Annotated in this window: 19 protein-coding genes and 3 pseudogenes; 18 read left to right on the top strand and 4 right to left on the bottom strand. The window is 69.8% G+C overall.

Annotated elements, in window-relative coordinates:
* Both QM714_RS07790 and QM714_RS07785 read right to left on the bottom strand, forming a co-directional pair.
* The gene (locus QM714_RS07790) at positions 1 to 177 is read right to left on the bottom strand and encodes a DUF6104 family protein (protein WP_415099181.1); all 177 of its coding nucleotides are present in this window, start codon (positions 175 to 177) and stop codon (positions 1 to 3) included.
* Positions 178 to 180: 3 nt separating this feature from the next.
* On the bottom strand, positions 181 to 3,807 hold the full coding sequence (locus tag QM714_RS07785; RefSeq protein WP_415101023.1) for a multifunctional oxoglutarate decarboxylase/oxoglutarate dehydrogenase thiamine pyrophosphate-binding subunit/dihydrolipoyllysine-residue succinyltransferase subunit: 3,627 nt from the start codon (positions 3,805 to 3,807) through the stop codon (positions 181 to 183).
* Between the two features lie 259 nt (positions 3,808 to 4,066).
* On the opposite strand from QM714_RS07785, the gene QM714_RS07780 reads away from it, so the two are divergent.
* The 18 genes and pseudogenes from QM714_RS07780 (at position 4,067) to QM714_RS07695 (ending at position 20,213) form a co-directional block, all read left to right on the top strand.
* Entirely contained in the window at positions 4,067 to 4,642 is a 576-nt protein-coding gene (locus QM714_RS07780) for a hypothetical protein (RefSeq protein ID WP_415099179.1), read from the top strand.
* Positions 4,642 to 5,553 (top strand): LCP family protein, encoded by a 912-nt coding sequence (locus QM714_RS07775; RefSeq protein WP_415099177.1) that lies wholly within the window; start codon positions 4,642 to 4,644, stop codon positions 5,551 to 5,553. The genes QM714_RS07780 and QM714_RS07775 overlap by 1 nt, the downstream gene beginning before the upstream one ends.
* 47 nt (positions 5,554 to 5,600) lie before the next feature.
* Positions 5,601 to 6,335, top strand: a pseudogene (locus QM714_RS07770) (carboxylesterase family protein); the annotation flags it as partial.
* Between the two features lie 43 nt (positions 6,336 to 6,378).
* Positions 6,379 to 7,110 (top strand): carboxylesterase family protein, encoded by a 732-nt coding sequence (locus QM714_RS07765; protein ID WP_415099175.1) that lies wholly within the window; start codon positions 6,379 to 6,381, stop codon positions 7,108 to 7,110.
* Positions 7,111 to 7,260: 150 nt separating this feature from the next.
* Complete coding sequence (locus QM714_RS07760) at positions 7,261 to 7,647, top strand: SHOCT domain-containing protein (protein ID WP_415099173.1); 387 nt, start codon at positions 7,261 to 7,263, stop codon at positions 7,645 to 7,647.
* 85 nt (positions 7,648 to 7,732) lie between these two features.
* The gene (locus QM714_RS07755) at positions 7,733 to 8,383 is read left to right on the top strand and encodes a FadR/GntR family transcriptional regulator (protein WP_415101021.1); all 651 of its coding nucleotides are present in this window, start codon (positions 7,733 to 7,735) and stop codon (positions 8,381 to 8,383) included.
* A 153-nt stretch (positions 8,384 to 8,536) separates the two neighbouring features.
* A complete protein-coding gene (locus QM714_RS07750; RefSeq protein ID WP_415099171.1) occupies positions 8,537 to 11,176 on the top strand; it encodes a hypothetical protein in 2,640 nt (879 codons plus the stop codon).
* A gap of 160 nt (positions 11,177 to 11,336) precedes the next feature.
* Entirely contained in the window at positions 11,337 to 12,329 is a 993-nt protein-coding gene (locus QM714_RS07745; RefSeq protein ID WP_415099169.1) for an ABC transporter substrate-binding protein, read from the top strand.
* Entirely contained in the window at positions 12,326 to 14,173 is a 1,848-nt protein-coding gene (locus QM714_RS07740; RefSeq protein ID WP_415099167.1) for a hypothetical protein, read from the top strand. Before QM714_RS07745 ends, QM714_RS07740 begins: the two co-directional genes overlap by 4 nt.
* Positions 14,170 to 14,949 (top strand): hypothetical protein, encoded by a 780-nt coding sequence (locus QM714_RS07735; RefSeq protein ID WP_415099165.1) that lies wholly within the window; start codon positions 14,170 to 14,172, stop codon positions 14,947 to 14,949. The genes QM714_RS07740 and QM714_RS07735 overlap by 4 nt, the downstream gene beginning before the upstream one ends.
* On the top strand, positions 14,942 to 15,946 hold the full coding sequence (locus tag QM714_RS07730) for a FecCD family ABC transporter permease (protein ID WP_415099163.1): 1,005 nt from the start codon (positions 14,942 to 14,944) through the stop codon (positions 15,944 to 15,946). Before QM714_RS07735 ends, QM714_RS07730 begins: the two co-directional genes overlap by 8 nt.
* Before the next feature lie 20 nt (positions 15,947 to 15,966).
* Positions 15,967 to 17,019 (top strand): FecCD family ABC transporter permease, encoded by a 1,053-nt coding sequence (locus QM714_RS07725; RefSeq protein WP_415099161.1) that lies wholly within the window; start codon positions 15,967 to 15,969, stop codon positions 17,017 to 17,019.
* Positions 17,016 to 17,798, top strand: a complete 783-nt coding sequence (locus tag QM714_RS07720; protein ID WP_415099159.1) for an ABC transporter ATP-binding protein — start codon at positions 17,016 to 17,018, stop codon at positions 17,796 to 17,798. The genes QM714_RS07725 and QM714_RS07720 overlap by 4 nt, the downstream gene beginning before the upstream one ends.
* Positions 17,795 to 18,109 (top strand): annotated as a pseudogene (locus QM714_RS07715) (enterochelin esterase domain-containing protein); the annotation flags it as partial. The gene QM714_RS07720 and the pseudogene QM714_RS07715, both read left to right, overlap by 4 nt.
* 46 nt (positions 18,110 to 18,155) lie before the next feature.
* A pseudogene (locus tag QM714_RS07710) lies at positions 18,156 to 18,275 on the top strand (enterochelin esterase domain-containing protein); the annotation flags it as partial.
* 45 nt (positions 18,276 to 18,320) lie between these two features.
* A complete protein-coding gene (locus QM714_RS07705; RefSeq protein ID WP_415101019.1) occupies positions 18,321 to 18,962 on the top strand; it encodes an alpha/beta hydrolase in 642 nt (213 codons plus the stop codon).
* A 28-nt stretch (positions 18,963 to 18,990) separates the two neighbouring features.
* Positions 18,991 to 19,752 carry a class I SAM-dependent methyltransferase gene (locus QM714_RS07700; RefSeq protein ID WP_415099157.1) on the top strand — a complete coding sequence of 254 codons (762 nt, stop codon included), beginning with the start codon at positions 18,991 to 18,993 and terminating at the stop codon, positions 19,750 to 19,752.
* A 98-nt stretch (positions 19,753 to 19,850) separates the two neighbouring features.
* Positions 19,851 to 20,213 carry a YciI family protein gene (locus tag QM714_RS07695; protein WP_415099155.1) on the top strand — a complete coding sequence of 121 codons (363 nt, stop codon included), beginning with the start codon at positions 19,851 to 19,853 and terminating at the stop codon, positions 20,211 to 20,213.
* A 93-nt stretch (positions 20,214 to 20,306) separates the two neighbouring features.
* Here QM714_RS07695 and QM714_RS07690 read toward each other — a convergent pair whose 3' ends face one another.
* Positions 20,307 to 21,197: a hypothetical protein gene (locus tag QM714_RS07690; RefSeq protein WP_415099153.1), complete on the bottom strand. Its 891-nt coding sequence runs from the start codon at positions 21,195 to 21,197 to the stop codon at positions 20,307 to 20,309.
* Positions 21,198 to 21,227: 30 nt separating this feature from the next.
* Positions 21,228 to 21,698, bottom strand: coding sequence for a hypothetical protein (locus QM714_RS07685; RefSeq protein ID WP_415099151.1), 471 nt, complete (start codon positions 21,696 to 21,698; stop codon positions 21,228 to 21,230).
* Positions 21,699 to 21,710: the final 12 nt, after the last annotated feature.

The raw sequence follows: 21,710 nt of genomic DNA, 5'->3' as shown, positions 1-21,710 counted from the left end.
TCAGTCCTCAGGGTCGTCCAGGCGGGCCAACCAGGTGGCGAACCGCTCGACGGCGGTCTCGAACTCGGGGTGGACGTCGGTGAACTCGCTGAGTCGGTCGGCGAGCCAGGCGAGGGTGACCTCCTCCTCGCCGCGCCGGGACTGGAGCTCCTCGACGCCACGGTCGGTGAAGTACATCGCTTAGGCCTCGACCGGTCCGAAGGCCCCCTCGAGCAGCGACCCCTGCTCCTGCGTGTGCCGCTTCAGCGTGCCGACGGAGGGCGAGGCGCTCGCGGATCGGGAGACCAGCTCGACGGGCAACGGCATCGTCGGCCAGACGGTCAGCTGGTAGTGCGGCCAGGGGCCCATGTTGGCGGGCTCGTCCTGCACCCACCGGATGGCCTTCAGGTTCGGATAGCGATCCAGCTCGGCGCGCAGCTCCGGGCTCGGGTGCGGATAGAGCTGCTCGATCCGTGCGATGGCGAACCGTTCGGGATCCTCGAGCTTGCCGCGGGCCGTCATCAGGTCCCAGGTGACCCGACCCGAGCACAACAGCAGCACCTCGACCGCCTCCGGGTCCGTGGTGGCGTCGCCGATGAGCGGCCGGAAGGACCCGCTGGTGAAGTCGGCCGGCAGCGAGGCGGCCTCCTTGCGCTTGAGCATCGACTTCGGCGTGAAGACGATCAGCGGCCGGTGCTCCTCGCCGAGCGAGTGCCGACGGAGCAGGTGGAAGTACGACGCCGGCGTCGACGGCTGGGCCACCGTGATGGTGTCCTCGGCGCAGAGGGTGAGGAAGCGCTCGATCCGCGCCGAGGAGTGGTCGGGCCCCTGTCCCTCGTAGCCGTGCGGGAGCAGCAGCACCACGCCGGACTGCTGGCGCCACTTGGTCTCTCCGGCGCTGATGAACTCGTCGATGATCGTCTGGGCGCCGTTGACGAAGTCGCCGAACTGCGCCTCCCAGAGGACGAGTGCATCGGGCCTGGCCACGGAGTAGCCGTACTCGAACCCGAGGGCGGCGTACTCCGAGAGCAGCGAGTCGTAGACGAAGAACTTCGCCTGGTCCTCGGCCAGCGAGGACAACGGCGTCCACTCGTCGGCGTTGACCCGGTCGATGATGGTGGCGAACCGCTGCACGAAGGTGCCGCGGCGTGAGTCCTGGCCGGCCAGGCGCACCGGCCGCCCCTCCATCAACAGTGAGCCGAACGCCAGGATCTCGCCGGTGCCCCAGTCGATCGGGCCGTCGGCGATCGCGGTGGCGCGCCGCTCGAGCTGCGGCATCACCTTGGGGTGCACGGTGAACCCCGCCGGCGGTGTGACGTAGGCGTCGGCGATGATCTTGAGCACCTCTGGGGTGACTGCCGTGCGCGCCTCGCCCGCCGGCTTGTCCGGGTAGTCGGGGACCGTGGTCCACTCCGAGGGCTGCGAGTCGGCCTCGCGGACCTCGGTGAAGACGCGCTCCAACTGCTGCTGGTAGTTGCGGAGCACCTCCTCCGCCTCGGTCATGGTGATGTCGCCACGGCCGACCAGCGACTCGGTGTAGAGCTTGCGGACCGAGCGCTTCTGCTCGATCAGGTCATACATCAGCGGCTGGGTGTACGACGGGTCGTCGCCCTCGTTGTGCCCGCGGCGTCGGTAGCAGACCAGGTCGATGACGACGTCCTTGTTGAACGCCTGGCGGTATTCGAAGGCGAGCCGGGCGACCCGGATGCAGGCCTCGGGGTCGTCGCCGTTGACGTGGAAGATCGGCGCCTGCACCATCCGCGCGACGTCGGTGCAGTAGAGCGAGGAGCGCGAGGAGCCGGGAGAGGTGGTGAAGCCCACCTGGTTGTTGACGACAAGGTGGATGGTGCCACCCGTGCGGTAGCCGCGGAGCTGGGACAGGTTGAGGGTCTCGGCGACCACGCCCTGGCCGGCGAAGGCGGCGTCGCCATGCACCAGCAGCGGCAGCACGGGATACTCGATCCCGCGGTCGAGCACGTCCTGCTTGGCTCGAGCGATGCCTTCCAGCACCGGGTCGACGGCCTCGAGATGGGACGGGTTCGCGGCGACGGAGACCTTGATCCGGGCTCCTGATCCGGCGGTGAACGCCCCCTCGGCGCCGAGGTGGTACTTCACGTCGCCGGAGCCCTGCACGGTGCGAGGGTCGATGTTGCCCTCGAACTCCCGGAAGATCTGGGAGTACTTCTTCCCGACGATGTTGGCAAGCACGTTGAGTCGGCCGCGGTGAGCCATCCCGATGGTCACCTCGTCGAGGCTGGCCTCCGCCGCCGCCTCGCAGATCTCGTCGATGACGGGGACGGTCGTCTCGGCGCCCTCGAGCGAGAAGCGCTTCTGCCCGACGAACTTGGTCTGCAGGAACGTCTCGAAGGCCTCGGCCTGGTTCAGCTTGAGCAGGATCCGCAGCTGCTCCTCGCGAGGCGGCTTCACATGCGGCTGCTCGACGCGTTGCTGGATCCACTTGCGCTGGGCCGGATCCATGATGTGCATGTACTCGATGCCGACGGTGCGGCAGTAGGAGTCGCGCAGGATGCCGAGGATGTCGCGCAACTTCATGAAGCGGCGGTCCTCGCCACCGAAGGATCCGGTCGCGAACTCGCGGTCCAGGTCCCACAGGGTCAGCCCGTGCGTCTCGACCTCGAGGTCGGGGTGCGATCGCTGCTTGTACTCCAACGGGTCGGTGTCGGCCATCATGTGGCCACGCACGCGGTAGGCGTGGATCAACTCGACGGTGCGGGCCTGCTTGCCGATCTCGTCATCGTGGGAGGTCGCGATGTCTCGCGCCCACCGGATCGGCTCGTAGGGGATCCGCAGCGACCGGAAGATCTCGTCGTAGAACTCGTCCTCGCCGAGCAGCAGATCGTGGAGGCGCCGGAGATACTCCCCAGACTGGGCACCCTGGATGACTCGGTGGTCGTAGGTCGAGGTGAGCGTCATCACCTTGCTCACGGCCTGCCGGGTCAAGGTGTCCTCGGAGGCGCCCTGCCATTCGGGGGGATACTCCATGGCGCCGACGCCGATGATCGCGCCCTGGCCCGGCATCAGCCGGGGCACGGAGTGGTTGGTGCCGATGGTGCCGGGGTTGGTCAGCGAGATCGTGGTGCCTTGGAAGTCGGCCACGGCGAGCTTGCCGTCGCGGGCCCTCGTCACCAGCGTTTCGTACGCCGTCCAGAAGGCCGCGAAGTCCATCGCCTCGGCGGCCTTGATCGCCGGCACCAGCAGTTGGCGGGTGCCGTCCGGCTTCGGCATGTCAATGGCGAGACCCAGGTTGACGTGGGCCGGGTTGACCAGGGTTGGCTTGCCGTCGACGACCTGGAAGCCGACGTTCATCTCCGGCATCGCGCGGAGCGCCTTGACCATCGCATAGCCGATGATGTGGGTGAAGGACACCTTGCCGCCGCGGGCCCGGGCCAGGTGGTTGTTGATGACGATCCGGTTGTCCCACAGCAACTTGACCGGCACGCTGCGCACCGAGGTTGCGGTGGGGACGGCCAGCGAGGCGTCCATGTTCTGCACGGTGCGCGCCGGGGCGCCGCGCAAGATGGTGAAGGTCGGCTCGTCGTTGGCCTCGGAAGTCGCCGTCGGGGCGGCCTCCTTGGCAACCGGCTGACTCGTTCCGCGGGCCGGTTCGGCGGCGGCCGCCGCGGGTCGGGGCCGAGCCACCGGGGCGGGTCGGCTGGGCTCCGCGGGCGGGCGCGCCTCGACCGACGGGGCGGCCTCGGCCGAGGGAGAAGCCTCGGCCGACGAGGAGGTGCCGTTGCTGCCGGGTGCGAAGTAGGCGGCCCACTCGCTCGGCACACTGGCCGGATCGGACTGGTAGCGCTCGTACATCTCGTCGACCAGCCACTCGTTGGCCCCGAAGCCGGCGGGCTCGCCGATCGTGGAGGTGTCTGACGGGGGTTGATCGGGGGGCTGCGACACGGCTTCGGTTGCCTTCTCTACGGTTGCGTGTGAGGACAATGGGTCCAAGCACTAAGGCTAGTCGCTGGACCCCAGCCTCGCAGGCACCTGCCCACCCGGTGCGGCCAGTGTCGCTAGCACCCCGATGGACCAGTGTCACCAGCACTCGACGAAACGGAGTCAACCCAGCATGTCCCGCCCGACTCGCGGCTACCTTGCCGCCGCCGTGACCTTGGGGGTCGCCCTGGTTGCGACCGCCTGCAGCGGCGGGGACGACGACTCCCCGCCGGGTCCGTCCTCCTCAGCTCCCGCGCCGATCTCCACGACCGTCAAAGTGGGGGCCGTCGAGGGTGCCCTCCCCGCCAAGGATGCCAAGCAGGCCGCCGATTCCGTAGCAGCGGTGGTCGACGGCTGGCTCGACGCCGCCTTCGTCGGCGGCGACTACCCCCGAGACGACTTCGCCGATGCCTTCCCAGGCTTCACCAAGGGCGCGGCCGCGCAGGCCAGCCAATCGCTCAAGCTGATGAGCAATGCGGACATCGGGTCGCGCATCGACGGGGTCACCGTCGACAAGCGAGCCGTCGCGGTCGATCTGCTCGGGGTGAAGAAGAAGCCGGAGGGTGCGACCGCGCGGGTCCGGCTGGTGTTCGACACCACCGGTGACGTCGAGCGGAAGGTAGCGGTAACCGGTCGGCTGATGCTCACCCCGGACTCGTCGGGCACCTGGCAGATCTTCGGTTTCGACGTCGCGAAGGGGAAGAAGTGATGACCCGTCTCCTGCATCCCAGGCTGCTGCGCCTGCTCGGCCTGGCCGTGGTGCTCGGCGTCACCTCCCTGGTGGTGCCCAACGCCGGTGTCGCGCCCACCCAGATGGAGTTGGTCAAGGTCGACACGGCAAGCGGCGTCGACCTGTCCCCGGATGTGGTCTGGATCCTGTGTGTGGGCTCGGATGCCCGCCCGGGTGAAGACATGACCCATGTGCGAGGCGATGCGCTGCAGCTCGTGGGCATCAACACCAAGACCGGCGCCGCGGCGGACATCGGCGTCCCGCGTGACTCCTGGGTGAACATCCCGGGCTACGGCAGCAACAAGATCAACGCCGCGTTGTACTTCGGCGGTCCACAAGCGCTGGGCAAGGCGATCGGCGACCTCGTCGGGATCCAGCCGGACTATGTCTTCGTCACACGATTCCAGTACTTCGAGGATGCCGTCGGCACGATCGGTGGCGTGGACGTCAAGAACCCGGTGGCCTTCTCCGACACTTACCTGAAGCCGAAGGGGTTCCCGGCCGGGAAGATCCATCTAGGCGCCTACGACGCGCTCGCCTTCTCCCGGATCCGGCACGACCTCTTGCGGGGGGATTTCGACCGGTCCGCCAATCAGCAGCGGGTGCTCAAGGCGATCCAAGCCAAGGTCGCGGCTCGCGCCGACCGGCCCGGCTTCTTGGAGAAGGGAGTGCTGACGGCGATGAAGGACATGCACACCGACCTGTCGCCCGCGGAGCTGTTCCAGCTGGCCCAGGCCGTCGCGCACGTCGATCCCAAGAAGGTCACCAATTGTGTGGTCCAAGGCGGCATCGGCGATGTCGGCGGCGCCTCGGTGGTGCTGCCGTACGTCGATCAGGCGCGCTCCTACGGGGAGCAGGCGCTCAAGGACGCCACCATCGAGCACTGCTAATCGGGCTCCACGCTGGGTGAGGCTCGACTGGTCGGGTTGAGTCTGGCATGGGGTTGAATGTCGCCATGAACTCCCCCGAGGCGACCGCCCTGGTGTCCACGACCTACGGTCCGGTGCTCGGCCTGATCGAGAGCGGTCGACCGGTGTTTTGTGGCATCCCCTATGCAGCGCCCCCGTTCGGCGAGTTCCGCTTCCAGGCGCCGGCGCCACCCCAGCCCTGGCCAGAGGCGCGGGAGTGCTTCGCCTTCGGGCCGACGGTGCCGAAGAGTCCCTACCGCGAGCAGGTGGCCGACCTGCTGCCCGAGCCCGACATCGACGGCGAGGACTGCCTGAACCTCAACGTGTGGTCGCCGGATCTGGCCGGCTCGGCACCGGTGCTGGTCTGGATCCATGGCGGCGCCTTCCAGAACGGCTCCAGCGCCGTGTCGGTCTACGACGGCGCCGCCTTCGCCCGGGACGGCGTGGTCTTCGTCAGCATCAACTACCGCCTCGGCGTGGACGGCTTCGCCCACCTTGCCGGCTGCCCGGACAACCGCGGCCTGCTGGACCAGATCGCGGCGCTGGCATGGGTGCGCGAGAACATCGCGGAGTTCGGCGGCGATCCGGAGCGCGTGACGATCGCTGGCGAGTCCGCCGGCGCGATGAGTGTCAACGTGCTCACCGCCATGCCCGGGGCGCGAGGACTCTTCCGACGGGTCATCGCTCAGAGTGGTGGTGCCCACTACGCCATCACACCCGCGACCGCGACGCTGATCACCGCGGCGCTCGCCGCCAAGCTCGGGGTGGAGCCCACCGCCAGCTCCCCTGGCGAACGTCGACTTGCCCGTGCTGCTGGCCGCACACAGCGAGCTCGCGGCCGAGCTCGCCCTCAACCCGGACCCGAGCGTGTGGGGAGAGTGCGCCGTCAACGGCATGCTCTGGGAGCCCGTCGTCGACGGCGACACGTTGCCGGCCCTGCCGATCGAGCTGGTCGCCGCCGGTCAGGTCGCCGACGTCGACCTGCTGGTGGGCACCAACGACGACGAGCACACCTTGTTCCTCTATCCGGTGCTCGATCTATTCGACCAGGCCACCGTCGCGACGCTGCTCGCGGCACTCGGCGCGGAGCCCGCGGCGTACGACACGTATGTCGCCCTGGTCGGCTCGCGTCCGGGCGACATCCTGGTCGCCGGCCTGACCGACTGGTTCTTCCGTGTGCCTGCACTTCGTCTGGCCGAGGCGCGGTTGGCGCTCGGTCTGGACACCTTCGTCTACGAGTTCGGCTGGAAGACGCCGGTCCTGGACGGTGTCTTGGGGTCGACCCATGCCCTGGAGATCGGCTTCGCCTTCGACACGTTGACTGCGCCCGGGGCGGACTGGCTGACCGGTCCTGAGGCACCGCAGGAGCTCGCCGACCAGATGCACGCGGCCTGGGTTGCCTTCGTCAAGGACGGCCACCCGGGCTGGCCCGCCTACGGGACCGGTCGCAGGACCCGGCGGTTCTCGACCGAGGCCGACCGGGCCACGGTCATCGACGACCCCTCGGCCAAACGGCGCCTGCTCTGGCCACACCGCTGAGTTGATCCGGGCCGATCACCCGCGTGGGGTGATTCCGCGTCCGGTCTGCCGCCTGACATGGGACCCGCGGTCGAGAGCGGGGTGACGGCACTGGCACGATGTCTGCGTGGCGGTTGACACCGCCGATCCGCTCATAGACAAGGAATCGTCGTGGATAGCTTCTGGGACTTCTTCTGGCTCACTCTGTCCGTCTTCTTGTTGATGGCCTACCTGATGGTCCTCTTCAACGTGCTGATCGACCTGTTCCGCGACCGCGGCATGTCCGGCCTGGCCAAGGCGGTCTGGGTCCTGTTCTTGATCTTCCTGCCCGCCTTGACAGCGCTGGTCTACCTGATCGTGCGGGGCGACGGGATGGCAGCGAGGGCGGCCGCGCAGGCGCAGCACGCCAAGGCAGAGACCGACGCCTACATCCGAGATGTCGCCGGTCAGTCGGCCGCCGACCAGATCGCCTCCGCGCACCAGCTGCTCACTGCCGGGGCGATCACGCAGGAGGAGTACGACGCCCTCAAGGCGAAGGCCCTCGCCCGCGAAGGGTGAGTTCCGAGGCTCCGACTCAGGGTCTGCAGCGGCTTAGAGATCCGGCCCGGGATCGCGACCAGTAGGCTCGGCTGGCGTGACGGCGATGGGCAGCCCCCGGGTGCGTAGGACCACCCAGCAGCTCCAGCGGGCGATCACCTCGGGGCGGTGGCCGGTCAACACCAAGATCCCGAACGAAGCCGACCTGGCGGCCGAGCTCGGAGTGGGTCGGAGCACGATCCGGGAGGCGGTGCGCAGCCTGGCCCACCTCGGCATGCTCGAGCCCGCCCCGGGCCGAGGCACCTTCGTCCGATCGCTGAACCCGGTCCGCGGCGTGCTGGCCGACTTCGCCGCGGAGCACTCCTGGCCCGACATCTTGGCCGTGCGTCGGGCCCTGGAGGTGCAGGCAGCAGCGCTGGCCGCGCGACGTGCGGACCACGCCGGCATCGAACGGCTCCGTGCCGCCCATGCGCTGGACACCGAGAACGGCAGCCCGGCTGAGTGCCTGCGCAGTCCGGGCCAGTTCCACGCGACGATCATCGAGCTCGCGGAGAACCAACTGCTCGCCGAGCTCTACGCAGGACTGATGAGCGCGCTGCGCAGGGGCTTGCGATCCGGTGCGGTGCGCAACGACCTCGACGACGCTCGGCGCCGCCGCGACCACGAGGCGTTGTTGGCCGCGATCTCGGCCAACAACCCCACTGCCGCAGCCGCCCTGGCCGCCTCGCACGCCGACGAGGATCTGGTCGTCGTCTAGGCACGTGCTCGGGCTACCGGATCCAGCCCGAACCACCCTCGTCTTGGCCCGCGGACCCATCGTGGAAGCAATCATCTGATCTAAGTTAGGGTTGCCTTTCCTAAATATGACCTGCTTGGCCGAAGGCCCGGCTCCGTGATCCAGGAGAGACTCGTGAAGAAGATCCTTGTCCGCCGCGGCGCAGCGCGCCGCACGGTCGGACTGTGCGCCGCGGTCGTGGTCGGCCTCGGCTCGCTGACGCTCGGCGCCGTGGCGCCGGCCAGTGCCGACACCGGGACAGCTGCCGACGGCGCGACGGCGACCGTCTCCGACGTGGTGCTGTCCGACAGTGCGATCCACCTCGAGGGCAGCGGCTGGACCACCGCGCCCGGCTCGGGCGTCGGCTCGACGATCGCGGTGAAGCTCGGCGACGCGCTCACCACCGAGCCGGCTTCGGGTCCGGTGGTCAACCCGGCGACCGGCACGTCTGCCGACGACTTCAACATCTGGGACGCGATCCAGGCCAACGACGACGGCACCTTCAGCGCCGACATCACCTTCCCGACCACGGACAACACCAATCCCGCACTGTCGTCGCCGTGGGCAGTGGGCACCACGCACACGCTGCGACTGCTGAGCGGCTCGATGAGGAGCGGCGACACCGGTCGCAGCGTGCTGCTCACCTTCACCGTCGGCGAGGGCCTGGTGGCCAGCGCCACCACGGCGACCACCGGTGTCGTGACAGTGAGCGTCTCGGGCGGCGACTTCACTCCGGGCGAGATCCTCTCGGTCGCCCACGGCGAGACCCCGCTGCAGTGGACGACCACCTCGGGGCGCACCTCGACCACCTCCGACACGTTGACCGTGCCGGACTCGGGCGTCATCTCGGCCAGGGTCGTGCTGCCCGCCGGGACGGCTCCAGCTGGCCGAGTCACGCTGACGATCACCGGCGACGGCGGCACGCACCAGAGCGTCACCGTGCAGGTCCCGCCCTCGGTGAGCTTCGACAACGGCACCGCCATCGGCGCCAGCGGCACGCTCACCCTCGGCAACCTGGCCGACGGAGCGACGATCTCCTCGGTGGAGCTCGGCGACACGGTGCTGGCCACCGACCTGACCGCCGACTCGACCGGCAACGCCACGGCGGCGTACGCGATTCCGGTCGGCACGCCACCCACCGTGCAGTCGCTGGTGATCAGCCAGACCGCACCGTCGCAGGAGACCTACACCCTCAGCCAGGCCGTCTACCCCGACGAGAGCACGGTCGGCGCGGACAAGTTCACGATCATCTCCACCGCTGCGGACCAGGGCCTCTACCAGGGCTTCTACCAGTCGGCCTACAGCGCCACACAGGACGCGCTCTACGTCACGGCTTCGGACCGCGGGACGGGCAACAACGGCTTCATCTACAAGCTCGACCCGGACACTCTCGAGGTCGAGACGAGCTACCAGACGGTGGACCACGACGGCTTCACCAAGACCGGCGCGTTCGGTATCGGCGTGGACGACGTGAACGGCAACATCTGGGTCAGCAACACCGGGTCGGGCTCGGTGGCCGTCTACCAGGCGAGCGATCTCAGCCTGGTCAAGCAGTTCCCGGCGAGCACGATCAGCCACCCTCGAGACGTGGTCTACGACCCCTCGACCGACCAGGTCTTCGTCAGCTCGGCGAGCGAGGGCTCGTCGGCCACGTCGACCGGCTACATCTCGGTGTTCGAGGCCGCGGACAAGGACGGTGACGGCACGCCGTACGAGAAGATCACCGACATCGAGACCGGCACCCGTGACGTGTTCAACCCGGTGTCGCTCTCGCTCGCGGACGGCACCCTCTTCTCGCCCAGCCTGGGCAGCAACAAGGTGGTGCGCATCGAGACAGCCCACGCCACCGAGGACGGCTACGAGCCGACGTTCCTCACCGTCGACGGGATCAGCGTCGGTGGGCGCGGCGCCTCGGGCATCGCCTACGACGCTGCGCACAACCGAATCTTCGTGGCGAGCCAGAACAGCCACGATGTCACCATCGCCAACGCCACCACCGGGGCGACGATCAACGAGGTGCCCACCGGTCGGCAGGCGCTCAACGTGGTGCTCGACCCGGTGCACGAATGGGTCTACGTCGCCAACTTCGGCGGCACCTCGGTGACCGTGCTCGACACCGATGGCGACAAGGTCGCCTCGCTGCCGATCGCCACGGCCAACCATGTCTCGACCGATGGCAAGGGCAATGTGTTCGTGGTCGACAAGGCTGCCAGCAACCGGGTCTGGAAGATCACGCCGAACGTGACTGTCGAGGCCGGCACGCCGACGATCTCAGGGACCGTGCGGGTTGGGGTGAAGGCGACTGCGAAGCCGGGCGCATGGGGTGAGGGCACCGAGCTGTCCTACCAGTGGAACCGCAACGGGAAGGCGATCGACGGCGCGACCAAGGTGACGTATACCCCGGTCGCAGCCGACGCGGGCAAGAAGCTGACCGTCACGGTCACCGGCACCCTGCCCGGCGCGGAAGCGGTCGCCGAGACCTCGGCCGCCAAGACCGTGGCCAAGGGCAAGCTGAAGGCCGCGAAGCCCACGGTCACCGGGAAGGCTCGGGTCGGAAAGACGCTGACGGCCAAGCCGGGCACGTGGACCGCGGGCACCACCTTCACCTTCAGGTGGTTCGCCGATGGCAAGGCGATCAAGGGTGCGAACAGCAAGTCGCTGAAGCTCACCCGGGCCCTGGTCGGCACGAAGATCCAGGTGAAGGTGATCGGCGCCAAGGCTGGCTACGCCACCGCGACCAAGGCGTCGAAGAGGACCAGCGCGGTCAAGCGGTGATCGCTCGCCGCTGAGTCGAGCTGCTCGGGCGCCCCATGCATCGGGACATGGGGCGCCCGGGATTCGGGCAAAGATCCGATCTAGATTAGGGTTGTCTAACCTAATGTTTCGTGAGTCTTCCGACTCACAGCGATCCGGTGTCGTGCGAGAGGTGTCTGTGATGGTCGTCCGATGGCCGCGGCGCGCGGTCTTCGGGGTGGTCGCCACCCTCGTCCTGCTCGGCGGGTGCGCCGACGGTGGCGAGTCGACCGAGCGGTCCGCCGAGACGCGGACCGTCACCGACGCGGATGGTGTCTCCGTCACCGTGCCGGAGCGCCCGAAGCGGGTGGTGACGCTGAGCGAGCCGACGTTGGACGGTGCGCTCGCGCTCGGGGTCACCCCGGTGGGCACCGTGGCGGGCAGGGGCCAGTCGACGGCGCCCGGCTACCTCTCCGACCTGGCCTCGGACATCCCGTTGCTGGGCGGGGTGGCTCAGCCGGACTACGAGGCGATCGCCGCGGCCAAGCCCGACCTGATCCTGGTCGACGGCACCAGCATCAACAACAACCCGGACGCACTGAAGATCCTCGCCAAGATCGCACCGACCGTCTCCACCGGCTTCGCGGGCGGAGACTGGCGGGCGAACTTCACGCTCGTCGCCGACTCGCTCAATCGGGTCGGCGAGGGGGCGAAGGTCCTCGAGGAGTACGACGACCAGGTCGCCGACGCCCGGCGCCAGTTGACGGCCTACGCCAAGGACACCTTCTCCATCGTCCGCTGGCAGGGCGGCTCGGCCTCCCTGATCCTCACCGAACTGCCGGCCGGGGTGGCGCTCACCGACCTCGGCCTGAAGCGGCCTCCGTCTCAGGACCACCCGGGTCGGGGTCACAGCGACCCGGTGTCGCTGGAGAACCTGGACCGGATCGACGCCGACTACATCTTCTTCGGCACCCTCGGCGGCTCGTCGGTGGACAACACCAACGCGGGTGGTGACAGCGACGTCGCCGCCGCCGAACAGGCCCTGGCCCAAGCCGAGCAGGTGCCCGGCTTCACCGGCCTGCAGGCCTATCGAGACGACCACATCATCCCGGTCGACGGGTCGCTGTGGACCTCGACGGGCGGGCCGCTGCTCATGTCACGCATCGTCACCTCAGTCACGGAGGCACTCCGATGAACCCCTTCACTCCCATCCGCTCGGGCCGCTGGACCGCGGGACTGGTCGCACTGGCCGTGACGGCGGCAGCCGCTCTCGTGGGTCTCGCCCCGGCCGGCCCGGCCGCCGCGGCCGTCGCCTGCACACCCACCTCGGAGTCGCCGACGGTGACGTTGACCGACACCACCGCCACGCTGGGCGGCAAGCTCCGTTTCACCGGCACCGGCTGGTGCAACTCGGTCGACGGCGGGTCGCGGATCGCGGTCAAGGTCGACGACGGTGCCTACAGCCACGTCGATGACAGTGTGCACGCCAACCTGACCGTGTGGGCGATCGTCGACGCTGCCGCGGACGACGGCACCTTCAGCGCCAGCATCACTCTTCCCGACGGCACCACCAAGACCTCCACTCCGGCCTTCCCGACCGGCGAGCACACGCTGCGACTGCTGACGGGCTCGCTCAAGGAGGACGACCCCGCACGCACCGTGCAGTCCGCGGCCTTCACCGTCTCGAAACCGTCGACTCCGACCGTCGCCGGCTGCGAGCCCACCACGCCCGACGCCACCGTGAGCCTCGGCTCGACGAAGGTGGCGATGGGCGGCAAGCTCAAGATCACCGGCACCGGTTGGTGCCATCCGACCAACGGTGGGTCGCGGATCGCGATCAAGCTCGACGACGGTGCCTACAGCCACGTCGACGACAGCGTGCATCCCAACCTCACGGTGTGGGCGATCGTCGACGCCGATCCCGAGGACGGCGCCTTTGCCGCGACCGTCAAGCTGCCGGACGGCACCACCAAGACATCGACGCCGGCCTTCCCGAAGGGATCGCACACGCTGAGGTTGCTCACCGGATCGCTCAAGGACGGTGACGCGGTGCGCACCGTGCAGTCCGACCCGTTCACCGTCGGTGCCTACCGGCCCAACGGCACGCCCGACCCGATCAACGCGAAGAAGCTCCGCAAGGCCAACAAGCACGGCGTGACCGCCACGAAGAAGGGCAAGAAGCTGACGGTCAAGGCGCCGCAGACGAAGGTCGGCTCCTGGGTCTACGTCAGCCTCTATGCCAAGGACGGCTCCCCGCGCTACCCCTGGCCGTCCTGGCAGCGCCTCGGCAAGGGACACAAGGTCACCTTGTCGCTCAAGGGCAAGGGGCTGACCGGCAAGGCTCGGCTCGTCGTCCAGAGCGGCGATGCCGGTCGAGTCGGCAAGCTCCTCGGCTGGACCAAGGTGAAGCTCGGCAAGGCCAAGACCACCCCCGGCTGCGTCGGCTCGTGCGGCAAGCCGCCAGCCCCCGCCGCTCCCGGCTCCACCACACCGACCGACGGCAGCGGGGCCACCACGGCCACACCTACGGCGCCAGAGCCGCCGCTGGCGTCGTACGACGCCCTCGACCCGGGCGACCACGGCTCCGTCAAGGGCCGCCTTGCCGATGGTGTGCTCACCGTGAAGGTGGGCGACGCCGCAGCGGGAAGCCTGGTCTACCTCTACGTCTACACCCCCACCGACACGCTGCCAGTCGGCTGGGCCACGGTCGACGACAAGCACACCGTCGCCCTCGACCTGGGCAGCCTTGGTGCGAGCTATGCGGGCGTGACCGTGCAGGACTCGGCGGGTGCGCTGCTCGGCTGGGCCCCGGTGGCCCTGCCGGCCACGGCCTCGACTGCGGATGACACGGCCACGGTCGCCACCACGGCGTCGTCCGCGGCGGTGGCTCCCGCGGCAGCATCGACCGCTCAGCGCGTGTGGGTCGGGACGACCGATGGGCTGCTGCTCGCCACGGGAGCCCTGCTGTTAGTGGCCGCGGCGCTGCTGACCGGCCGGAGGGGCGGCAGCCTGGCCCGGCACGCCGTGCCGGCCCAGTGACGCTAGTCGTTCGCCTGCTGGGCGCCGTGGCCGCCGCTGCCCTCCTCGTCGGAGTGGGCTGGGTCGCGATGGCGGTGCCGCCAACCGGTCCGGGACCGGACACTCCCGGCACGAGTGGATCGGTCAGCCCCCGGTCGCTCCGGGCCGGGCAGACGCTGAGCTTTCGGATCAGCGGGTTCCCCGGCGGCGAGATCGTCTACATCAAGATCGACGACGGCAAGGTGTGCAGCCAGTCGGGCGTCCATGGCGCCTGCGTGGTGGCCCAGCAGCGGATCCCTTCCTCCGGAGCGGTGTCCGGCTCGCTGGTCCTGCCCGGGGACCTGAAGCCGGGTGCGCACTGGTTGCGGTTCCTCGCCAGCAAGAAGGTTTACGACGCCAACGGCGACTATCAGGGCGTCAAGGGCTACACGCTGCGCGGCAACAGCGACTTCACCGTGCTGTCGGGCTCGACCAATCCAGGCTCTTCGACCCAGTCGCCCGGCTCCTCGACCGCGCCAAGCCAGTCCGCCTCGGCTGCTGACCAGGGCGACGCGGGGATCCCCGAAGCCGGCGCCACCTTGTCGGTGTCGCCGGCCGCCGAGACCTCGTCGGGTCCCACGGCCGGCGACCCGGCTGGTGAGCGGCCCGCGGAGAGCGACCCCGCGACCGAACAGGTCACCGCCGCCGCCGACGAGACGACGGCTGCGAGCTTCCCCGTCGTGGGGGTCGTCGGTCTCGCGGTGCTGGTCGGTCTGGCCCTGCTGGTGTTGGTCACCGGTCGCCGGGCCCGTGAGTGAGGCCCGACGCCGACGCCTGCTCGTGTTGCTCGGCTCGTTGATCGTGTTGGCGCTCGCCCTCCTCGCCAGCCTTCTGCTCGGCTCGCACGCGCTGGCCCCGAACCGAGTCCTCGACCTGCTGCTGCACGACGACGGGAGCACCGAGGCCGCGGTGATCCGGGGACAGCGGCTGCCCCGGACCCTGTTGGCCGCGGCCGTCGGCGCGGCCTTGGGGCTCGCGGGCGCCCAGATGCAGGCACTGACCCGCAACCTGCTCGCCGACCCCGGCATCTTGGGCGTCAATGCCGGCGCGAGCCTCCTGGTGGTCGTGGCCGTCGCGCTGGTCGGAGTGACCGGGATCGGGTTCTATCTCTGGTTCGCCTTCGCGGGTGCCGCGATCACCGCCATCGGGGTCTACGTGCTGGCTGGCGCCGGGCGTCAGAGCGCGACACCGACGCGACTCGCGCTCGCGGGCGTCGCCGTCAGCGCGGCACTCACGGCGTCGACACAGACCGTGATCTTGCTGGACCAGGAGGCCTTCAACGAGTTCCGCTTCTGGGTGACCGGCTCCCTGGAGGGGCGGGGTTGGGACGTGCTGCTCACCGTCGCCCCCGTGCTCGTGGTCGGGGCGGTGGTCGCTCTGGCGATCTCCCCGGCGCTTGGCGCGCTCGTCCTCGGCGAGGACGCTGCGCACGGGCTGGGCGTCCGCGTGCCGCGCACTCGCGTGCTCGCGACGGTCGCGATCACCGTGCTGTGCGGGGCGGCCACGGCAGCGGTCGGGCCGATCGTGTTCGTCGGTCTGGCAGTGCCGATGATCGCGCGGCACCTGGTCGGCCACAACCAGCGCTGGGTGGCGGTCTGCTCACTCGTGCTCGGCGCGTGTTGGCTGTTGGGTGCCGACATCGTGGCGCGGATCTTGGTCGCACCGCAGGAGTTGGCCGCCGGCGTCGTCGCCGCCATCGCCGGTGCACCCGTCTTCGTGGCGGTCGTCAGCCGACGGAAGGTGCCGGCACTGTGACCGTGGGACTGGAGAGGGCCATGACCGCACCGGGCCGGAGGGCTGGTCGGGTGACCCTGCGCTGGCGGGGCTGGTCGCTTCGGTTCCGGATCCGCAGCGTGCTGGTGCTGCTGGCGAGCGTGGCGGCGATCGCCGCCGCCGCGGTGATTGGACTGCTGCTGGGCGACCTGGACCTCTCCTTCGCCGAGGTGTTGCGCGCCCTGACCGGTCGCTCCAGCGATCCGTTGGCGACCTACTTCGTCACCGAGGTCCGGCTGCCCCGAGTGGTGACCGCGCTGGTGGTCGGTGCGGCACTCGGGATCGCCGGTGCGGTGTTCCAGAATCTGACCGGCAATCCGCTCGGAAGCCCGGACGTCATCGGCTTCACGACTGGTGCCGCCACCGGGGCCCTGGTGTTGATCATCGTGGTAGGCGGTGGTCCGACGGCCGTCGCGTTCGGTGCGCTGCTGGGTGGGCTGGGCACGGCCGCACTCGTCTGGTTGCTCACCCGACGCACCGGGCTGACCGGGCAGCGACTCGTCCTGGTCGGGCTCGGCGTCGGCGTCGGCCTGGCCGCTCTCAACACCCTGCTGGTCGCCCGTGCCTCGCTGGTCGCCGCGCAGACGGCGGCACAGTGGCTCGCTGGCTCCCTCAATGCGGTGCTCTGGCCACGGACCGGCTGGACCGCGGTCGCCGTGCTCCTGCTGGTCGTGCCGCTGTGCTGGCTCTCCCGGCCGCTGTCGATGCTCCCGCTGGGCGAGGACGTTGCGATCGCCTCGGGTGTGCCCGTGCAGAGGCTGCGCACCGCCTTGGTGCTGCTCGCTGTCGGTCTGGTGTCGGTGGCGACAGCGGCGACGGGTCCGATCGGCTTCGTCGCGCTCGCTGCGCCCCAGGTCTCACGCCGACTAATCGGTGTCCCCAGCCCCGGCCCGATCGGCTCCGGGATCACCGGCGCCTTGCTGGTGCTGGTCAGCGACCTGCTCGCCCAGCATCTGTTCTCGCCGACGGAGCTGGCCGTCGGAGTCGTCACCGGCACCCTCGGCGGTGCCTATCTGGTCGCCCTGTTGGCGCTGGAGTGGAGGAAGTCTCGATGAGCCGACTCACTGTCGAGGGACTGGCCGCGGCGTACGACGGCCGCCTGGTGCTCGCCGACCTGGACCTACAGGTGCCGGACGGCCGGTTGACGGTCATCGTCGGCCCCAACGCGTGCGGCAAGTCAACGCTGCTGCGCTGCCTGGGTCGAATGCTCAAACCGGCCGACGGAGCCGTGCTGCTCGACGAGACAGCGGCAGCCGAGTGGCCCGCCAAGGCCTACGCCCGGGTCCTCGGCATGCTGCCGCAGAGCCCGCACGCCCCCGACGGGATGACGGTGGAGGAGCTGGTCGCCAGGGGTCGCTACCCCCACCAGGGCCTGCTCCGGCAGTGGTCGGAGGCGGACGAGACCGCCGTGGCGGCTGCCTTGGCGGCAGCCGACGTCGCCGACCTGGCCGACCGCGGGATCGACGAGCTCTCCGGTGGCCAACGCCAGCGGGTCTGGCTCGCGATGACGCTCGCGCAGGAGACGCCGCTGCTGCTGCTCGACGAGCCCACCACCTATCTGGACCTCTCCCACCAGCTCGAGGTGCTCGACTTGACCCGACGGCTGGTCGAGGGAGGTCGCACCGTGGTGGCGGTGCTGCACGACCTGCACCTGGCGTTCCGCTACGCCGAGCACCTCATCGTGATGTCGCGGGGCCGCATCGTCGTCCAGGGAGCGCCGGGCGAGGTGGTGACCGCGGAGTTGATCGAACAGGTCTACGACCTGCCCTGTCGGATCCTGAGCGATCCGGTCTCGGGCACGCCTTTGGTGATCCCCGAGGAGCGGCCGCGATGAACCGGCCACCGAAGGTCCCGCGCCCGACCCCGGTGCCTCGGGTGCGCTCGGCGGCGATCGATGCGCTCGCCGCTGTTGACGTCGATCGGTTCTGGCAGGACCTGTCAGCCCTGCCCTTGGTAGCGCCGACCGGAGATGGACGGTCGATCGTGACCTTCTGCTGGCGCGATCCCTCGGCCGCTGACGTGTTGCTCTTTGCCAACCGCCTCACCGACGAGACCAGCCTCGCCGACACCATGCTCGAGCGACTCCCCGGCTCCGACTTGTGGCACGTCTCCTTCTTGATGGACGACGACTGGCGGGCGTCGTACTCCTTCCTGGTCCGGCGACACGGCGAGCTTCGCCCCGTGGGAGACCGACGGGCAGGTCGCCTTGCGGGCTGCCCTCGACCGTGGCCACCCAGATCCGCTCAACCCGGCGACCTGCCGCAACCGGGCCGGCGTCGTGCAGTCGGTCGTCTCCTTGCCGGATGCTCCTCCGCAGCCGTGGCTGGCGCCTCGCCCGGATGTTCCGGCTGGTCGGGTGACCGAGGTGACCGGCCCCGATGGGCGGCCGGTCTGGCTCTACGATCCGGCCGGCCTCGATCCGGGTGCGGCACTGCCCCTGCTGGTCGCGCTCGATGGCGAGGTCTGGGTGTCGACGCAGTCGCTGCCGACCATCCTGGACAACCTGATCGCGGACGCTGCCCTGCCGCCCGTGCGAGCGGTGCTGCCCGCCTCGGGCGGGCGGGAGGCGCGGTGGGCCGAGTTGGGCTCCGGTGCCGGCGGCGTCGGCTTCGTGGTCGACGAACTGGTGCCGTGGGCGGGGACTGTGCGTGGGGTGGCGAGGGATCGCGTGGTCGTCGCCGGGCAGAGCCTCGGCGGGCTGACCGCGCTGCGCTGCGGGCTGCTTCGGCCCGAGGTCGTGTCCGGTGTGGTGAGCGAGTCGGCGAGCCTGTGGCAGGACCCGCTCGTCGATCGGGTCGGATCCGCAGCGGGACGTGGGCCTCGGATCCATCTCGCCTGGGGAGCCCAGGAGTGGGTGCTGGCACCGCCGCACGAGGCGCTGGCCCACCGGCTCGATGCTGGCGGCTGGGTGGTGCACGAGGCCCTGCACAACGGCGGCCATGACTACGCCTGGTGGCGAGGCGACCTGGCTGACGGGCTGCGGTGGGTGCTCGGCTGACTGGCTGCGACGGGGGTAGTCTCGCCGAATGAGCTTTGCAGTAGCCGCAGACTCCTACGACCAGTTCATGGGTCGCTTCTCCCGACCCCTCTCGGCGGCACTGCTCGACGACTTCACCCTCACCCCCGGTGATCGGGCCCTCGACGTGGGCTGCGGCACGGGAGCGCTGACCGCAGCATTGGTGAGCGCCCTCGGTGCGGAGCAGGTCAGTGCGATCGACCCGTCGGAGTCGTTCGTCGAGGCGATGCGCTCCCGCTTCCCCGGCGTCGACGTCCGGCACGGGCGGGCCGAGCAGCTGCCCTTCCCTGATAACTCCTTCGACCTGGTGCTCGCCCAGTTGGTGGTGCACTTCATGGCCGACCCGGCCGGTGGGCTGCGTGAGATGGGTCGAGTGCTGCGTCCCGGCGGCACGGTGGCTGCGTCGGTCTGGGACCACGGTGGGGGAGAGGGCCCGTTGGTGGGCTTCTGGCGCGCGGTGCTCGATCTGGATCCCACTGCCGAGGACGAGGGCGCACTGGCTGGGGCCCGACCCGGCCAGCTCGCCGAGCTCGCCGTCGCGGCCGGACTGAGCGACGTCGACGAGCGCGAGCTGTGGATCGAGGTCGGCTTCGACACCTTCGAAGAGTGGTGGACGCCGTTCACGCTCGGTGTGGGGCCCGCAGGCGCCTACGTCGCCGGACTGGACGCCGTCCGTCGTGAAGCATTGCGCGCGCACTGTGCCGAGCGGCTCCCCGAGCCGCCGTTCACCCTGCGGGCGCGGGCATGGTGCGTGCTGGCGAGCGTCGCGTAGATCACCTCAAGTTCTCGGCGGCCCTCTGTGTGGTGACGCTGTCGATTCTCGACCGGCTCGTTCGTCAGTGAGAGTGAAGACATCCCACAGGAGGTTCCATGCTATCGCCCCACCGCTATCTGCTCCTGCTGCCCGCACCCGAGGAGGAATGGGCAGCGCTGCCGGAGTCCGAGCACGAGCTCGGCATGGAGAACCATCGACGGTTCAACCAGGCCCTGGCTGCACGCGGACACCGGGTGGTGACGGCCAGCCCGCTCGAGCCCTCCGACCGGGCGGTGTCGATGCGCAACACCGGCCGCGGCTCGGCGGTCGTCACCGACGGGCCGTTCACGGAGACCGCCGAGCAGATCGTCGGGTTCTACCTGATCGAGACCACCGACGAGGAAGACCTGCTCGCCGTCGTCCGAGAGCTCGCCGAGGGCGGTGACCACGTGGAGCTCCGCAAGCTTGTCAGCGGCTGACGCGTTCTTAGTCTCTCGGGTCGACAAGGACTAGCTGGTGCCAGCGGTCGGTATATGCGTCGTACGCACCAGTAGCCTTCGCGCCCGCGGAGATCAGCGGACCAGGGTGACCAGGTCGTGGGCGCCGTCGGGGCGGGCGGCCTCGACGTAGAAGCGGGTGCGACCGTCGGGGAGGGGGACGGCGCTGGCGTAGCGCCAGGCGCCGTCGGAGTACGGCGAGGCGAGGGGTGCCTCGTCGTCGGCGACCAGGCGTTCGCCATCCCACCGAGCGACGCCGGTCCTCTCGTGCCAGTTGGAGGCGGCGTCCGGCCGTCCGTCGTACAGCACCACCAGCGGCTCCTGGCTGAGCACCGTCGTGACCCGGGCGCCACGTGCGTCCCACTCGCCGGGTCGGCCGGCGAGCACCTCGCCCTGGTCGGCCCAAGTCAGCCCATCGGCGCTGGTGAGCAGGCGAGTCGTCATCCGGTCCTCGTGACCGGACTCGGTGAGCGGATGGCAGCACAGCCACATCCGCCAGCCGTCGCCGGTGCGCTCGATGACGGGGTCCTTCACGGCGACCCGATCATTGCCTGGCAGCACCACCTGCCGGTGACCGTCGGCGAGCGTCTCGGGGGTCGGGGCGGTCAGTGAGTCGACCCACCAATGCTTGGACCCGGGGGTCGCGCACGAGAGATACAGGCGCCAGCCGAGGCCGGGCACCGGCACCAGCACCGGGCGCTCGAACGACTCGCAGCCGAAGGTGTCGCGGCCGATCTCCGTGACCTGCTCGAAGCTGACTCCGTCGGTGGATCGGGCGACGACCACCGACACTCCGCGCCCTTCGTCGAGCGGGCGGCGGACGCGATAGGTCAACCAGATCGTGCCCTCCACGAGCACCGCGCTCGCTGCGCCCGACCAGTTGCCCGGCCCGGCGCCGGGTGCCGGCGCGACGATCTCGACAGCGTCGTCGTACGACGGCAGGGGCGGCAGCGTGTCCACGGTCATGCGGCGATCATAGTGGACCACTTTGGTCGACTATGGCAGCGGAGGGTGAAGGCCAGGCCCTTGTGTCAGGGCGGGCCGCCTGGCCCGGCGGATCGGCCAGGCGATCAGGGCGCCCACGCCGATCGGCGGCACGCTGATGATGACGGCGAGGATCACCTCCAGCGGCCACAGGTTGTGGGAGGTCGGATCGGCGGCCGGGTCCACCAGCACGCGGCCGAGAACGGCGATGGGCGTGCAGGCGAACATGGCGCCGAGCACCAGCCAGATCTGGCTCCGCATCAGGGAGCACGCGACGACCGTGCCGACCACGAGGGCCCCTTGGACGAGGAAGAAGGAGCCGAAGATCCCGTCGTCCTGGACGCTTGCATAGCTGCTCGCCCAGTAGGGCACGGCGATCACCGCGGTCGTCACGGCCACGGCCAGCAGAGCGACCGGGAGGTCGCTCTCTGTGGAGGCACTCTCGGGTGGCCCCTCCGGGTGGCGGATCAGATCCGTTTCCATCCCGGCAGTGTC

Origin of the sequence: Nocardioides sp., from assembly GCF_047602075.1 — a bacterium.
Lineage (GTDB): Bacteria > Actinomycetota > Actinomycetes > Propionibacteriales > Nocardioidaceae > Nocardioides.
Note: the sequence above shows the minus strand (reverse complement) of the source record. Positions and strands in the feature narration are given on the sequence as shown.

Excerpts from the sequence above, each read along its gene's own strand:
- QM714_RS07700 (WP_415099157.1), top strand. The coding sequence starts at position 18,991 with ATGAGCTTTGCAGTAGCCGCAGACTCCTACGACCAGTTCATGGGTCGC.
- QM714_RS07690 (WP_415099153.1), bottom strand. The coding sequence starts at position 21,197 with ATGACCGTGGACACGCTGCCGCCCCTGCCGTCGTACGACGACGCTGTC.
- QM714_RS07745 (WP_415099169.1), top strand. The coding sequence starts at position 11,337 with ATGGTCGTCCGATGGCCGCGGCGCGCGGTCTTCGGGGTGGTCGCCACC.
- QM714_RS07755 (WP_415101021.1), top strand. The coding sequence starts at position 7,733 with ATGGGCAGCCCCCGGGTGCGTAGGACCACCCAGCAGCTCCAGCGGGCG.
- QM714_RS07780 (WP_415099179.1), top strand. The coding sequence starts at position 4,067 with ATGTCCCGCCCGACTCGCGGCTACCTTGCCGCCGCCGTGACCTTGGGG.
- QM714_RS07720 (WP_415099159.1), top strand. The coding sequence starts at position 17,016 with ATGAGCCGACTCACTGTCGAGGGACTGGCCGCGGCGTACGACGGCCGC.
- QM714_RS07740 (WP_415099167.1), top strand. The coding sequence starts at position 12,326 with ATGAACCCCTTCACTCCCATCCGCTCGGGCCGCTGGACCGCGGGACTG.
- QM714_RS07785 (WP_415101023.1), bottom strand. The coding sequence starts at position 3,807 with ATGTACGAGCGCTACCAGTCCGATCCGGCCAGTGTGCCGAGCGAGTGG.
- QM714_RS07695 (WP_415099155.1), top strand. The coding sequence starts at position 19,851 with ATGCTATCGCCCCACCGCTATCTGCTCCTGCTGCCCGCACCCGAGGAG.
- QM714_RS07790 (WP_415099181.1), bottom strand. The coding sequence starts at position 177 with ATGTACTTCACCGACCGTGGCGTCGAGGAGCTCCAGTCCCGGCGCGGC.
- QM714_RS07685 (WP_415099151.1), bottom strand. The coding sequence starts at position 21,698 with ATGGAAACGGATCTGATCCGCCACCCGGAGGGGCCACCCGAGAGTGCC.
- QM714_RS07775 (WP_415099177.1), top strand. The coding sequence starts at position 4,642 with ATGACCCGTCTCCTGCATCCCAGGCTGCTGCGCCTGCTCGGCCTGGCC.
- QM714_RS07725 (WP_415099161.1), top strand. The coding sequence starts at position 15,967 with ATGACCGCACCGGGCCGGAGGGCTGGTCGGGTGACCCTGCGCTGGCGG.